The following is a 14846-nucleotide window of genomic DNA, read 5'->3' as shown; positions in this document are numbered from 1 at the left end:
CTCTTGCTCAGCGACGTGTGATGCGACGGCGAGAGAAAGTTGTTGCCTTCTGGAACCGACGGCACGAGGTTTGCTTTGATCAAGTTCAGGGCTGGGCATGAGGAGACTCAACATGGCTACCCAGATCGTGATGGACCAAACTGGCGATACGCGCCACGAGTTTGATCCTGGCAACGCCGAGGCGCTGGCGCGAGCCGAACGGCGCTTTCGTGAGCTGACCGGAGCGGGCTTCACCGCCGCGCTTCGAACCGGACCCGGCGAAGTGACCCGGATCCGATCGTTCGATCCGACCGCGCAGGAAACGCTGTTCTATCCCCGCCTGGTCGGCGGTTGATCTGAGCTGCTCATGATCGCGGCAGTTTGGCTCCGCGCGCCGGCGCGTGCGCGCCTGCATGCGCTGCGTGAACTCTATCGCCGCTTCTTCGGCGAGAACACGCCGGATGCGCGCGGCCGCCGGCTTCTGGCCGAATGGCTGTCACCGGCGCAGCGCGCTCAATTCGAGCAGTTTCGGTATTTCGACGTCGTCGGTTGCGACACCGGCCGGACCTATCGCATCCACTACGGCACAGCCGCCAACGTCCACGAGGTCGATAGTGAGGGGCGCGCGACGATGGGGTGGTGCTTCGTCCCGTCAGGCTTCCTGGTACCGGGCGATGTGATGTTGGCGCAGAAGATCGCGCTCGAGACGGACGAGAGAGGGGCGCTTGCGCTCGCCAACCGGTTTCCGCCGGCGACGCATTCCGAGCACTTCTACCGGCGACCTTTCTAGAGCATGATCCAGAGGAAAAGTGCGGAGCGGTTTTCCAAAAAGATCATGCTCAAACAACAACCTAAAGCGCGATGACGATTCATCCTAATCGCATCGCGCTTTAGCGTCAGAACGGTCAGGAATGCGTAGTGCGGTAAGCGTCGAACGCATGCGCCGCGAAGACGCCGATGCTGCACAGCGCGAGCAGGGCTGAGATCAGCTCGATCATAGCTCGTCCTCCCGCAGCGGCTGGGCAACGAGATTCTGGCAGCACGAATATTCGTAGATCAGGTCGAGGATGAACTGCATGGTGGCCGTCCCTGTATTTATTTTGACAACTACTTAAGCGGCCATCTGTTTCAGGCGTGTTTCGTCGCATCGGGAAAGGGGTTTCGTCAGGAACCTTGCGCTGGTTTGTGCGCTGCGGGCCCGCTATATCCCTCATGGCTCAGTCGATTTTGAGCCGTCTCTTCGGGAGCGGCACGTCATTTTGCGAGGCAAAATCATGGCGCAGGTCGAGTGGTTCGACGATCTCACCATCGGAATGCAGTTCAAATCCCCCGAAGTCGTGGTCACCGAGGCCGACATCAAGCGCTTTGCCGCCGAGTTCGATCCGCAGCCGATGCATCTCGACCACGAGGCGGCGAAGCAGACCCTGTTCAAGGGGCTTGCCGCCTCGGGATGGCACACCGCCGCGATCGCGATGAACCTTGCGATCCAGACCCGTCCGTTCGGCCCGCATCCGCTGATCGGCGCCGGGGTGGACGGCCTGCGCTGGACCATGCCGGTGCGGCCCAACGACCGCCTGCATCTGGTCGGCGAGGTCATGAGCCTGACGCCGTCGAAATCGAAGCCGCAAGGCATCGCTCTGGTGAAATGGACCATGTTCAACCAGAACGGCGAGGAGGTTTACACCTTCACTCCGATCGCGATCGTGCCGCGGCGGGGATAGGACGGCCGCCGGCCGTTCGCCTCGCCCTCTTGCGAGCCGCCGGGAGAGGTGGTCATCTCGGCGCGGGGAACGCGCTGGAGGCCGACATGAAACGATCTCTTCTTGCCGCCGGAATTCTCGCTTGCGTCTTGAGCGCAACCGCCTCGAGCTCGAGGCCCGCGCTTGCGCAACAATCCAAAGTCGGCGACTGGACCATCGAGAAGCGGGCGCAGGACACCCATTGCAATGCCAGCCGCGGCTACAAGGACAAGGATGACGAGAACCGCGACTACGTCATCGTGATCACCTATTCCGAGCAGGCGATCGTGATCGTGATGATCTACGACGGTTGGGAATGGGACAAGGCCGGTGAGATCCTCCGGGCCGATGTCGGCACCGACGATGCCGACATCATGAAGAAGGCCAAGTGGGAGGTCATGGACAAGACGACGGTGCGCGGCATCTTCGCATACGACCAGTCGATCATGGACCGCCTCGCGAAGGCCAAGCGCCTCACGCTGGACTTCGAGGACGACGACGATGACAGCATCGAGATGCAGATCCCGCGGGCCGGCGAGGCGCTGGCGGCGCTGAAATTCTGCGAGGAGAACCGGAAATGATGGTCCCGCCGGGGGCGTGCCGCGGCGGGACGCTGTTCACTCGGCAGGCCCCTGGACCGGCGCTGCGCTGATGTCGCTGCCGTGATGAACCAGCGGCTTCATGCCGGTGACGGTTCTAAGCAGCACATAGAACACCGGCGTCAGGAACAGGCCGAACACGGTGACGCCGATCATGCCCGAGAACACGGCAACGCCCATGGCGCGCCGCATCTCCGAGCCCGCGCCGGTCGAGAGCACCAGCGGCAGCACGCCCATGATGAACGCCATCGACGTCATCAGGATCGGGCGTAGCCGCAAGCGGCTGGCTTCGATCGCAGCCCGGATCGGCGTGCGCCCGGCGAATTCGAGCTCGCGCGCGAATTCGACGATCAGGATCGCGTTCTTGGCGGAGAGGCCGACCAGCACGATGAGGCCGATCTGGGTGAAGACGTTGTTGTCGCCCTTGGAGATCCAGACGCCGAACATCGCGGCGAGCAAGCCCATCGGCACGATCATGATGATCGATAGCGGCAGGGTCAGGCTCTCATAGAGCGCGGCCAGCACCAGGAACACCAGCAGGATCGCCAGCGGAAACACCCAGATGCCGGAATTGCCGGCGATGAACTCCTGATAGGTCAGGTCGGTCCATTCGAAGGCAAAGCCCGGCGGCAGCACCTCCGCCGCGATCCGCGTCGCCGCTTCCTGCGCCTGGCCCGATGAAAAGCCCGGCGCAGCCGCCGCGTTGATGTCGGACGACAGGAAGCCGTTGTAGCGGATCGCGCGCTCCGGCCCCGCGCTCTGGCGGATGTTGAGCAGCGCCGACAATGGCACCATGTCGCCGGACGACGAGCGCACCTTCAACTGCCTGATGTCGTCGGCGCGGGCGCGGAACGGTGCGTCGGCCTGGACGCGGACCGAATAGGTGCGGCCGAACTTGTTGAAGTCGTTGACGTAGTAGGAGCCGAGGTAGATTTGCAGCGTGTTGAACACCTCGGTGACGGGCACGCCCAGCTGCAGCGCTTTGGTGCGGTCGATGTCGGCGAACAGCTGCGGCACGTTGACCTGGAAGCTGGAGAACACGCCGGCGATCTCCGGCGCCTTCTGCATCGCCGCCATGAAAGCGTTGGTGGCCTCATTCAGGGCGTCATAGCCGAGACCGGCGCGGTCCTCGATCTGCAGCTTGAAGCCGCCGATGGTGCCGAGGCCGTTGACCGGCGGCGGCGGGAACATGGCGATGAAGGCTTCCTGGATGCCGGCATATTTCTTGTTCAGCTCGGCCGCGATCGCAGGGCCGCTGAGCGAGGGATCCTTGCGCTCGTCGAACGGCTTCAGCGTCGAGAACACGATGCCGGCATTGGATGAGTTGGTGAAGCCGGAGATCGACAGGCCCGGGAAGGCTACCGAGCTCTCGACACCGGGCTGGGTCAGCGCGATGTCGCTCATCCTGCGGATCACCTCTTCGCTGCGGTCGAGCGTGGCGCCGTCGGGCAGGCGGGCAAAGCCGACGAGGTACTGTTTGTCTTGGCCCGGCACGAATCCACCAGGCACCTGCTGGAACAGAAATGCGGTGAGTCCGACGAGGACCACATAAAGGCCCATCATCGCGGACTTACGCGAGATCACCTTGCCGACGCTGCCGCTGTAGTTCTCCGAGGACCGCGTGAACGCCTTGTTGAACCCGCGGAAGAACCAGCCGAGGCTCTTCTCCATGATCAGCGTCAGCCGGTCCTTCGGCTCGTTGTGGCCCTTGAGCAGCAGCGCCGACAACGCCGGAGACAGCGTCAGGGAATTGATGGCCGAGATCACCGTCGAGATCGCGATCGTTAGCGCGAACTGCTTGTAGAACTGTCCCGTGAGGCCGGAGATGAAGGCGAGCGGCACGAACACCGCGATCAGCACCAGCGCGATCGCGATGATCGGGCCCGAGACCTCGCGCATGGCCTGATAGGTGGCATCGCGCGGCGACAGCCCGGACTCGATGTTGCGCTCCACGTTCTCGACCACGACGATGGCGTCGTCGACGACGATGCCGATGGCGAGCACCAGGCCGAACAGGGTGAGCGCGTTGATCGAGAAGCCGAACACGTGCATCACGGCGAAGGTGCCGACGATCGACACCGGCACGGCCAGCAGGGGGATGATCGAAGCCCGCCAGGTCTGGAGGAACAGGATCACCACCAGCACCACGAGAGCGATGGCTTCCAACAGCGTGTGGATGACGGCTTCGATCGAGGAGCGAACGAACTGAGTCGGGTCGTAGACGATCTGGTAGGACACGCCCTCCGGCATGTTCTTCTTGATCTCCGCCATGGTGGCGCGGACGTTGTCGGAGATCTGCAGCGCGTTGGAGCCGGGCGCCTGGGAGATCGGGATTGCCACCGCATGCTTGTTGTCGAGCAGCGAGCGCAGGCCGTATTCGGACGCGCCGAGCTCGATGCGCGCGACATCGCGCAGACGAACGACCTCGCCGCGCGTGCCGGTCTTGACCACGATGTCGCCGAACTGCTCCTCGTTGGCGAGCCGGCCTTCGGCATTGACCGAGAGCTGGAGATCGATGCCTTTGACGTTCGGAGAGGAGCCGACCACGCCGGCGGCAGCCTCGACGTTCTGCGCCTGGATGGCGCGCACGATGTCGCTTGCGGTCAGGCCGTGCTCGGCCGCCTTCTGCGGATCGACCCAGACCCGCATCGAATAGTCGCCGGCGCCATAGAGCTGGACGTCGCCGACGCCGTCGATCCGCGCCAGCCGGTCCTTGACGTTGAGCACGGCATAGTTGCGCAAATACGTCATGTCGTAGCGGCCGTTCGGCGACAACAGATGCACCACCATGGTGAGGTCGGGCGAGGACTTCTTGGTGATGATGCCGAGCTGGCGCACCACGGCCGGCAGGCGCGGCTCGGCCTGCTGCACGCGGTTCTGCACCAGCTGCGTCGCCTTGTCGGGATCGGTGCCGAGCCGGAACGTCACCGTCAGCGTCATCGCGCCGTCGGTGGTCGCCTGGCTCGACATGTAGAGCATGTTCTCGACGCCGTTGATCTGCTCCTCGATCGGGGTCGCCACTGTCTCCGCGATAACCTTGGGGTTGGCGCCGGGATAGGTCGCGCGCACCACGACGGAGGGCGGCACGACGTCCGGATATTCCGAGATCGGCATCGCGAACAGCGAGATCAGGCCGGCAAGGAAGATCAGGACCGACAGCACGCCGGCGAAAATCGGACGATCGATGAAGAACTTTGACAGATTCATGGCCTTGCCCCTGGGCAATATTCTGATGTTCTCCGAGACCTCCACTCGTCATTCCGGGGCGCGCGAAGCGCGAACCCGGAATCCAGAGGTGATGTGTTCGGAGTTTCGTACGCTCGAGATTCTCAGGTGCGCAATTGCGCACCGTAGTTCGCGCGATGCGCGCCCCGGGATTACGGGGTGCATTAACGCTGCACCACGTCCTGGTTGCTGTGGTTCGACGCCTGCTGCGGCCCCCGTGCACCCATCGCCGCCACCTCCGTCTTGAGGAGGGCTCCCGGACGCACGCGTTGCAGACCATTGACGACGATGCGGTCGCCGGACTTCAGGCCCGAGGTGACGATGCGAAGCCCATCGACCGCGCCGCCGAGCGTGACCGGCCGGTAGACGGCGCGGCTGTCGTCGCCGACTGCCATCACGAACTTCTTGTCCTGGTCGGTGCCGATCGCGCGCTCGTCGATCATCACCAGCGCCTGTTGCTTCGGCTGGCCCATGCGCACGCGCGCGAACTGGCCGGGGATGAGACGCCCATCGTCGTTGCGGAACACCGCGCGGACACGGATGGTGCCGCTCTGGCCGTTGACCTGGTTGTCGATGAGCTGGATGTTGCCCTTCGCGGACAAGCCGCCCGAGGTCGTCATCTCGACCGGGATCTGGTCGAGCTTGCCGCGTTGGCCGGAAGCATCGGCGATCGAGTTCAGCGCGCGCAGCACCACCTCTTCGTCCGCATCGAACGAGGCGTAGATCGGATTGACCGAGACCAGCGAGGTCAGCACCGGCGAGGCGGTGCCGGCGGCGACGAGATTGCCGACGGTGACCTCGATCTTGCCGACGCGGCCATCCACGGGCGCGCGCACTTCGGTGTAGTCGAGATTGAGCTTTGCGGTCTGCAGCGTCGCCTCGGCCGCCTTGACGTTGGCGATCGCTTCGCGATTGGCGTTGTCGCGCTGGTCGTAGTCCCGCCGGGTGACCACGGCGTTGCCGACGAGCTGTGCGCCACGCTCGAGTTCGCTTTGGGTGAAGACGACGCGCGCTTTGGCGGCCTCGAGCTGGGCGGCAGCTTTGTCGACCTCGGCCGCATAGGGGGCGGGATCAATCTTGAACAGCACGTCGCCGGCCTTCACCAGCGCGCCCTCGGTGAAGTTCGCCGACATGATCGCACCCGCAACGCGGGGGCGGAGCTCGACACGGTTGATCGCCTCGAGCCGGCCGGAGAAATCGTCCCACAGCACGGTCTGCCGCGGCTCGATCATCGCGACGGTGACGGAAACGGCTTGTTCAGCTGCGGCCGCCGGTGCGGTCGCTTGCGCCGCATGAAAATAGCGGCCGGTCACGATCGAGCCGGCCGCGGCGAGGGCGCCCACGATGGCGACGCCGCCCAGAAGGCGGCGGAAATGGCCGGTACGGGAGGTATTTTGGGAGGGATGCATTTGCGCGCTCCAGATATGTAGTGTTCACTACAGATGTGGAGCTGGATACCGCAGTGCAAGATACTTATGTACCAATCACTAAGAAAATTGTACGCCGATACCGCGACGATTGGAAGACACAAGAAAAAGAAAGCTAGAACAAATAGATAGGATCCGGCGTTAGGCTGAGACAGCACGCCGAATCCGAGGAGACAGGCACATGGGCATGGGACGCCCCCGCGAATTCGACGCCGAAACGGCGTTGGACCAGGCGATGGAAGTGTTTTGGCGCCATGGCTATGAGGGCGCGACCATTGCCCAGCTCACGGAGGCCATGGGCATCAATCCGCCCAGTCTCTACGCCTGCTTCGGCAACAAGGAAGGCCTGCTGAAGGCTGCGCTCGACCGCTACACCACGCTGCGCAACATCTGGATGGACGAGGTGGTCGCAGCGCCCACCGCTCGCCAGGTGGCGGAGCGGATGCTGATGGGCATCGCCGACAAGCAGACCGATCCCGCCAATCCGCCCGGCTGCCTGCTCGTGCAGGGCGGCATCGCCTGCGGCACCGGCTCAGAAAACGTCCCCTTCGAGCTCGCCGCCCGCCGCGCCCAGAACGAGGACCAGCTCCGCGACCGTTTCGTCCGGGCCAAGGCGGAGGGCGATCTCAAGGAGAGCGCCGATCCGGCCGCGCTCGCGCGCTATGTCTCGGCGGTGGCGGTCGGCATGGGCGTGATGGCGTCTTCAGGCGCCGATCGTGAAGCGCTGCGGCAGGTCGCTGATGTCGCCGTGCAGGCGGTGGAAGCGCAGTCGGCCAGGGGGTAGAGACGAGTGGCCTGCGCTGAACGACGATCTGCCCGCTCGGGAGCGCGATAGATCGCAAGGCCGCTTAGCTCAGGTCGTGAAGGTCCTTTCCAAGCGGCGGTGTCAGACGAAAGTTCGAGAACACGACTTCCAGTCCCGCCCGCTCGGGCGTGCAGGCCATCGGGCCCACAAGATAGGAGCTTGCTGCCGGAAACGGCGCTAGCCGCATGAGAGGCCAGGTCTTGCCATCGGCCGAGACTTGTAGACGAAGGACGCCGTCGGCGACGGTTGCGCGGACCCAGAAGTCTCCGGCATCATGCTCATAGGGTGCCGTTGCCCAGTCCGATCGCCCGTCGGTTAGCACGCTTGCAAGCATGGCGCGGCCGTCCGACAGTTCGATGCCGGCCTTGACCCAATGTCGCGCGTCGATGCGCACCATGATGCCCGCCTGATCGTAGAGCGCCTGGAAGTCGCCCTGTACACGTAAGCTGGCGGTGAATGCCTCGCCGGTTGGAAAGCCCAGGAAATGCCCGCTGTCACGATAAAAGCCGTAGTGGGTTTCTCGCCAGAAATCGGTGCCTTTGTCCGTCACGACCTGGAGGCGATCGTCCTCTGCCGTCCATCGTTTCGGTTCGTTCAACCACACGCCGTCACTTCTGAGGAGAGTCATTTCCAACCTCGATTGCCGATGCCTGCCGTGGCTCGATCCATCTGCCGGACAAGCATGGCCTCGTGCAAACTGCGATCGGGCGCGTGCATAGAGTTCAGCCTCGCGCCATCGACAGTGGTGCCGATGTCGAGGCCGGCTCACGTTTGATAGCAGCCATGGCTTCCGACCGGTTAACGGCGTCGGCGCGAGTTGCGAATTCACGATCGGCGATCATGCAACTTTGCGCCTGTTCTGCCCGACGTGTCAAACGGCCCTCGCCGGCAGGACCCGCACCATGCGGCGCGAAATTCTTCAATGATTCGTACTGTGCATGGGGTTGTTTTCGCATTTTTGTTTGACTGTGCCCGGAGCCTGATCATCCAGCGCCGCGAACCGTATCGATACGGGAACTCCTAAGAGTTTTTACATACAGTTCTGGCACGTTCCGTGCGTGAATATCCGCAACCTGCATCGTGTCTCATTGCGCGCACGAAAAGATGGGGCCTGCGGGCATCGAGGGGGCGTAAGCCATGACTGCACTTGCTTCGGACGCCGGTCGCGCCAGGAGTGGGATCGTGCCGATCCTGTTGTGCGTCGTGCCGTTCAGCCAGATTCCGCTCGATGCCTATACGCCGGGCCTGCCACAGATGGTGGTGGATCTCGCAGCTGACGCGGCGTCGATGCAGAACACCGTCACCGCTTACATGCTCGGCATGTCTCTGGCGCTGGTGCCGGTCGGTATCGCCTCGGACACTCTCGGCCGCCGCAACGTGCTGCTCGCAGGCCTGTCGGTCCTGATCGCGATGAGCATCGCCTGTGCGATGGCCACCAGCGCCTCGCTGCTGCTCGGCTTGCGCTTCCTGCAAGGCATCGGCGGCTGCACTTGTCTCGTCGTCGCCTATGCGGTCGCAGCCGATTGTTTCCGCGGCCGCGAGCTCACCGCGATCTCCGGCTTGTTGGGTGCCGCCTGGGGCCTTGCGCCGGTGCTGGCGCCGGCAGCCGGTGGCTTCATCGTCGAGCTGACCTCGTGGCGCGGCGTCTTCGTCGTCATTGCCGTCGCCGCGGCGATCGTCGCCGCGATCGTCGCATTTCTTCTGCCCGAAACATTGCCGGCAGAGCGGCGCGCGCCGTTCGATCCGCGCCGCACTGCCGGTATTTTGCGCGATGCGCTGGTCCGCCCGGGCTTCCTCGCCTTCGTGCTGGTGTTTGCCGCGGCGGCCAGCGCGCAGCTGGCGTTCGGCGTCGTCGCGCCGTTCTTCTACCAGACCGGTCTCGGCTATTCGGCGGCCATCTACGGCCTCGTCGCACTCGGGCTTGGCGGGGTCAATCTCGCCGGCGAGCTCGGCTGCGCGCATTTCGCGCGCGTCATGCCGGCGCGCTTGCTGGGCTTCGGCGCCTTCGCGCTGTTCCTCGCCGGCTCTGCGGTCCTGAGCGTAACGGGCATGACCCTAGGTCTGGATTTTACGTCGATCACGATCGGCGGCGCGCTGGTGCTCGGCGGCTGCGGCGTGCTGTGCCCGATGATGTACGGCATGGCGCTTGGCCTGTTCGAACGCGACCATGGCCTGGTTGGCGGCCTCATCAGCGCGCTCTGCTATCTCGCCGTGAGCGGTGCCATGGCGATCACGGCGGTGTTGCCCGAAGCGACACAGGCGCCGATCGGATGGCTTTATCTCGGGCTCTGCGCCATTGCGGGGACGCTGCTCGCGATCTCGCTGCCGTCGGCGCGCCAAGCGACACACAGTTAAATAAGGAACCAAATCATGACCACGGTCGGAATTCGCGGCACGTTCTTCGATTTCGTCGACGATCCCTGGAAGCACGTCGGCAACGAGCCGGCCGCCGCGCGCTTTCACCAGGATGGTCTCATGGTCGTCACTGACGGCGTGATCAAGGCGTTCGGTCCTTATGACAAGATTGCCGCCGCCCATCCGGGCGTCGAGGTCACCCACATCAAGGACCGCATCATCGTTCCCGGCTTCATCGACGGCCACATCCATCTGCCGCAGACGCGCGTGTTAGGGGCCTATGGTGAGCAGCTCCTGCCGTGGCTGCAGAAATGGGTCTACCCGGAAGAGCTCAAATACCGGGATCGCGACTACGCGCGCGAGGGCGTGAAGCGTTTCCTCGATGCGCTGCTCGCCTCAGGCACCACCACCTGCCAGGCCTTCACGAGCTCCTCGCCTGTTTCGACCGAGGAGTTGTTCGAGGAAGCGAGCAGGCGCAACATGCGCGTCATCGCGGGCCTCACCGGGATCGATCGCAACGCGCCGGCCGATTTCATCGACACGCCGGAAAATTTCTATCGCGACAGCAAGCGGCTGATCGCGCAGTACCACAACAAGGGCCGCAATCTCTACGCCATCACGCCGCGCTTCGCCTTTGGTGCCTCGCCGGAATTGCTGAGAGCGTGTCAGCGTCTCAAGCACGAGCATCCGGACTGCTGGGTCAACACCCATATCTCCGAGAATCCGGCCGAATGCAGCGGCGTGCTGGTCGAGCATCCGGACTGCCAGGATTATCTCGGTGTCTACGAGAAGTTCGACCTGGTCGGTCCGAAATTCTCCGGCGGCCACGGCGTCTATCTCTCCAACAACGAGTTCCGCCGCATGTCGAAGAAGGGCGCGGCGGTGGTGTTCTGCCCGTGCTCGAATCTGTTCCTCGGCAGTGGCCTGTTCCGCCTCGGCCGCGCCACCGATCCCGAGCATCGCGTCAAGATGTCGTTCGGCACCGATGTCGGCGGCGGCAACCGCTTCTCGATGATCTCCGTGCTCGACGACGCCTACAAGGTCGGCATGTGCAACAACACGCTGCTCGACGGCAGCATCGATCCCGCGCGCAAGGACCTCGCGGAAGCCGAGCGCAACAAGCTCTCGCCCTATCGCGGTTTCTGGTCGATCACGCTCGGCGGCGCCGAAGGCCTCTACATCGACGACAAGCTCGGCAACTTCGAGCCGGGCAAGGAGGCCGATTTCGTCGCGCTCGATCCGAACGGCGGACAGGTCGCGCAAGCGTGGCATCAATCGCTGATCGCCGACGGCGCCGGCCCGCGCACGATGGACGAGGCCGCGAGCATGCTGTTCGCCGTCATGATGGTCGGCGACGATCGCTGCGTCGACGAGACCTGGGTGATGGGCAAGCGTCTCTACAAGAAAGGCTGAGGCGGACCGCTGCCGATGCGCGCATCTCCTGAAACAGCCGGCCAGCCGGTCGCTCTCGTCATTCAGCGCCGCATCGCCGACGACGGCTTTGCTGCGTTCGCCCGGTGGAACGGTGAGGTCGGCGAGGTGCTCAAGGCCTGGCCAGGCTTCCTCAGCCTTGAAGTGGTGCCGCCGCAACCGCCGGCGCATGTGGACTGGGTGACGATCCTGCGTTTCGCGAGCCCCGCTGCGGCACGTGCCTGGCTGCAGAGCGAGGTGCGGGCGAAGCTGATCGCGGAAGTGCAGCGCTTCTTCGTCGGTTCGGAGGACGTCCATATCCTGCCCGACACCGGCGTCCCGCGCGACAGCGCGGTCTCGGCCGTCATCTCATTCAAAGTCCCTGATGGACTCGAGGACGCGTTCCTGAATTGGCAGCAGCGCATCCAGGCGGCGGAGGCCGAGTTCAAGGGATTTCTGCGGCACAAGATCGAGCGGCCGATTCCGGGCCTGCACGACGAATGGATCATCATCCTGTCTTTCGACAGCGATGCCAATCTCAATGCGTGGCTCGACTCGCCGTTGCGGCAGACGCTGCTGAAGGAGGGCGCGCGCTTCAATGCCGGAATGCACGTGAGGCGGGCGAGCTACGGCTTCAATTTCTGGTTCCCGGCCGGCAAGACGTCGGCCCCGGAGCAAGGGCCCGGTTTCATCTGGAAGAGCAACCTGATCGTTCTCCTGGTCCTTTATCCCGTAGTCTACCTCTGGGGCTATTTCATCAGCGCGCCCCTGATCGACAGAAACGGCGTGCCGGTCTGGCTGTCGCTGTTCATCGGCAATCTCGTCAGCACGCAGCTGCTCGGCTGGTGGCTGGTGCCCGCCGCCTTCAAGGCGCTCGACTGGTGGGTGACGCCGAAGGCGACGATCAGTCGCCAGATCGCGGGGTACGTGCTGCTCGCCGTGCTCTATGCCGCGTCGATGGGCCTGTACGCGCTGCTGCTCGCGTGGCATTGGGGACGGTGAGGCCGTCAACCGTATCGACGCGGAGAAGGACGGTCGCTGGACATCGACGACCATGTTCGCCCTGACGTTTCTCGGGACATCGGCGAGCGTTCCCTCGGCGGAGCGCAACCATCCGGCACTCCTCGTGGAAGCCGCAGGCAAGCGCGTCCTGGTCGATTGCGGCGAGGGCACGCAGCGCCAGCTGCTGCGCAGCGGCGCCGGCTTCCGGCGGCTCGACCGCATCCTGCTCACCCACGCCCATCTCGACCACGTGCTCGGCATCCCCGGATTATTCTCGACGCTCGGCTTGCGGCAGACGTCCGAGATAATGACCGTTCACGGCGGCGCGGGCACGCTCGACCTCGTCACCCGCATGCTCGCCGGCCTGTGGGGCGCGGGCAGGGCGCCGATCGCCGTCCAGTTCGAAGCGCTGACCGAGGGACGAGCTATCGATACCGGTGAATTCGCCGTTGACTGTTTTCCGGTCCGCCACCGCGACACCGACAGCTTCGGCTTCATCTTCCAAAGCCCCGCGCGCCGTCATCTGCGGCCTGATCGCCTCATCGCGCTGGGTGTCCCCGACGGTCCGTTGCGCGGCGAGTTGGCCGCCGGCCGACCAATCGTGCTTGCCGACCGAACTATCGATCCGGAAGACGTCCTGGGTCCTGTGAGCGGCGGCAGCAAGCTCGTCGTGATCGGCGACACCGAGACCACCGATGGATTGTCGCAATACGTGGCCGGCGCCGACATGCTGGTGATCGAGGCGACGTTCCTCGATCGCGACGCGCCGACCGCGCGGAATTACGGCCATCTCACCGCGGCAGAAGCGGCCTCCTTTGCCGCCGCGAACGAGGTCGGACAGCTCGTGCTGACGCATATGTCGGGACGCTACGAAGACGCAGAGATTCTCGCCGAGGCGGCAAAAATCTTCCCGAACACCCGGATCGCCGCAGACTTCGACCACATCGTCGTCTGATCAAACGCGCCCTGACCCGAGCCGTCCACCGCAGCGCTTGCCAGCCCAGATGCGAGCGGGTAGAAGGCTGCCACGCCTGAGCCGCGATTGGCGCGATGCGCTTCCCGGCCACAGTCGAACAAATCAAGCAGGCCTTTGAATTTGTTCGACTATTCCGTTGGGGAATGGTGTAACGGTAGCACAACAGACTCTGACTCTGTTTGTCTTGGTTCGAATCCAGGTTCCCCAGCCAGTTCCGGGCGCTTTCGCAAAGGTATGGTTCCGGTCCCTGGGCAGGATGGCAGGCAGGTTGATGGGCTGCCTCGCTGCTCGCGACGGTTTGCCTCACCTAGTATTTGCGTTTCCAAGTCGGATCGCCGCGCGCTGTATCGTCCTTGGGCTGGACAACCCGAGGAGATCCGCAAATGCCCTATGTCGATGGTTTCGTTCTCGCCGTGCCGAAGGACAATATCGAGGCCTACAAGGCGCTGGCGACGCAAGCCTGCGCCATCTGGATGGAGCACGGCGCGCTCGACTACGTCGAATGCATCGGCGACGACGTTCCCTATGGCGAGCTCACCTCGTTTCCGCGCGCTGTGATCGCGAAGGAGGACGAGGTCGTGGTGTTCGCCTGGATCGTCTATCGTGACCGCGAGAGCCGCGATGCCATCAACAAGAAGGTGATGGCGGACCCGCGCATCAAGTTCGAGGGCATGCCGTTCGACGGCAAGCGCATGATCTATGGCGGCTTCACGACGCTGCTTCGGGCGAGCGACATCGTGACGTGAGGCGTGCCCGCTACTTGATCTTGTCGTAGGCCGAAGCGAAATCGCCGAGCGGCATCGGGATCGCGATGGTCTCCTTGGCCATGTTCTGAAAAGAGACCTTCAGCTGCTTGCCCGACCGCAAGGCGGCGAGCAGGTCCGGCGCAACCGGGGTCGAGGCGTAGCAGCCGCGATTCTCGCAGGTCTGGATCTGGAGATCGAACGTCTTGCCTTCGTCGACCTGGAGCTTGGCCCCGACCGGAAGGTTGAGGCCGAGCGGCAATTGCAGAAGCGCGATCGGCGTGCGGGTGTCGGGCGCGATGCGGATGTTGATCAGGACGACGGTCTGGCCCGTCTTGGTCAGCACCGCGTTCTGCTCCATCGCGCATTCGAGCGGCGCGTCGCGGCTTGCGCTGGTGCAGCGGACGATCCAGCCGGGCTGTCCGGAAGCACCGTCAGCCTGCGCCTGTGTCGGGGCAGGCGCGGGCTGCGCGGCCGGGGCGGGCGCGGCGTTCTTCTTGGCGCCCTGCTGGGCGTGTGCTGCGCCCGCTGACAACAGGACAGCAGCGACAAGGGCGACAAGTCTGGATTGCACAGGCATTGGAAA

Annotated in this window: 14 protein-coding genes and 1 tRNA gene; 11 read left to right on the top strand and 4 right to left on the bottom strand. The window is 64.2% G+C overall.

The genetic code is table 11. From position 1 onward, the window contains the following. Positions 1-112 precede the first annotated feature (112 nt). The 4 genes from I6F20_RS08915 (at position 113) to I6F20_RS08900 (ending at position 2299) form a co-directional block, all read left to right on the top strand. Positions 113-334 carry a hypothetical protein gene (locus I6F20_RS08915; protein WP_007592399.1) on the top strand — a complete coding sequence of 74 codons (222 nt, stop codon included), beginning with the start codon at positions 113-115 and terminating at the stop codon, positions 332-334. A 12-nt stretch (positions 335-346) separates the two neighbouring features. Then, entirely contained in the window at positions 347-769 is a 423-nt protein-coding gene (locus tag I6F20_RS08910) for a hypothetical protein (protein ID WP_036001255.1), read from the top strand. A gap of 484 nt (positions 770-1253) precedes the next feature. Beyond that, entirely contained in the window at positions 1254-1700 is a 447-nt protein-coding gene (locus tag I6F20_RS08905) for a MaoC family dehydratase (protein WP_036001252.1), read from the top strand. Between the two features lie 86 nt (positions 1701-1786). Further along, complete coding sequence (locus I6F20_RS08900; RefSeq protein WP_036001249.1) at positions 1787-2299, top strand: hypothetical protein; 513 nt, start codon at positions 1787-1789, stop codon at positions 2297-2299. A gap of 36 nt (positions 2300-2335) precedes the next feature. Here I6F20_RS08900 and I6F20_RS08895 read toward each other — a convergent pair whose 3' ends face one another. After that, the gene (locus I6F20_RS08895; RefSeq protein WP_225125816.1) at positions 2336-5524 is read right to left on the bottom strand and encodes an efflux RND transporter permease subunit; all 3189 of its coding nucleotides are present in this window, start codon (positions 5522-5524) and stop codon (positions 2336-2338) included. A 182-nt stretch (positions 5525-5706) separates the two neighbouring features. Beyond that, positions 5707-6951, bottom strand: coding sequence for an efflux RND transporter periplasmic adaptor subunit (locus I6F20_RS08890; protein WP_036001246.1), 1245 nt, complete (start codon positions 6949-6951; stop codon positions 5707-5709). A gap of 199 nt (positions 6952-7150) precedes the next feature. Here I6F20_RS08890 and I6F20_RS08885 point away from each other — a divergent pair, with 199 nt between their 5' ends. Continuing rightward, entirely contained in the window at positions 7151-7753 is a 603-nt protein-coding gene (locus I6F20_RS08885; protein ID WP_036001244.1) for a TetR/AcrR family transcriptional regulator, read from the top strand. 64 nt (positions 7754-7817) lie between these two features. On the opposite strand, the gene I6F20_RS08880 is transcribed toward I6F20_RS08885, so the two are convergent. Further along, the gene (locus tag I6F20_RS08880) at positions 7818-8402 is read right to left on the bottom strand and encodes a DUF1349 domain-containing protein (protein ID WP_036001240.1); all 585 of its coding nucleotides are present in this window, start codon (positions 8400-8402) and stop codon (positions 7818-7820) included. A gap of 509 nt (positions 8403-8911) precedes the next feature. On the opposite strand from I6F20_RS08880, the gene I6F20_RS08875 reads away from it, so the two are divergent. The 6 genes from I6F20_RS08875 (at position 8912) to I6F20_RS08850 (ending at position 14263) form a co-directional block, all read left to right on the top strand. Further along, a complete protein-coding gene (locus tag I6F20_RS08875) occupies positions 8912-10129 on the top strand; it encodes a multidrug effflux MFS transporter (RefSeq protein ID WP_036001237.1) in 1218 nt (405 codons plus the stop codon). Between the two features lie 15 nt (positions 10130-10144). After that, positions 10145-11542, top strand: a complete 1398-nt coding sequence (guaD, locus tag I6F20_RS08870; RefSeq protein WP_225125813.1) for a guanine deaminase — start codon at positions 10145-10147, stop codon at positions 11540-11542. A 15-nt stretch (positions 11543-11557) separates the two neighbouring features. After that, positions 11558-12541, top strand: a complete 984-nt coding sequence (locus I6F20_RS08865; RefSeq protein ID WP_225125812.1) for an antibiotic biosynthesis monooxygenase — start codon at positions 11558-11560, stop codon at positions 12539-12541. Positions 12542-12593: 52 nt separating this feature from the next. Beyond that, entirely contained in the window at positions 12594-13496 is a 903-nt protein-coding gene (gene rnz / locus I6F20_RS08860; protein ID WP_225125810.1) for a ribonuclease Z, read from the top strand. A 158-nt stretch (positions 13497-13654) separates the two neighbouring features. Then, a tRNA-Gln gene (locus I6F20_RS08855) sits at positions 13655-13728 on the top strand. Between the two features lie 172 nt (positions 13729-13900). Beyond that, the gene (locus I6F20_RS08850) at positions 13901-14263 is read left to right on the top strand and encodes a DUF1428 domain-containing protein (RefSeq protein ID WP_036001227.1); all 363 of its coding nucleotides are present in this window, start codon (positions 13901-13903) and stop codon (positions 14261-14263) included. A 10-nt stretch (positions 14264-14273) separates the two neighbouring features. Here the strand turns inward: I6F20_RS08850 and I6F20_RS08845 are convergent, their stop codons facing one another. Then, positions 14274-14840, bottom strand: a complete 567-nt coding sequence (locus I6F20_RS08845) for an invasion associated locus B family protein (RefSeq protein WP_225125808.1) — start codon at positions 14838-14840, stop codon at positions 14274-14276. Positions 14841-14846: the final 6 nt, after the last annotated feature.

Origin of the sequence: Bradyrhizobium sp. IC3123 (genome assembly GCF_020193625.1) — a bacterium.
GTDB classification, from domain to species: domain Bacteria; phylum Pseudomonadota; class Alphaproteobacteria; order Rhizobiales; family Xanthobacteraceae; genus Bradyrhizobium; species Bradyrhizobium yuanmingense.
This window is presented reverse-complemented; position numbering and strand designations above follow the sequence as displayed.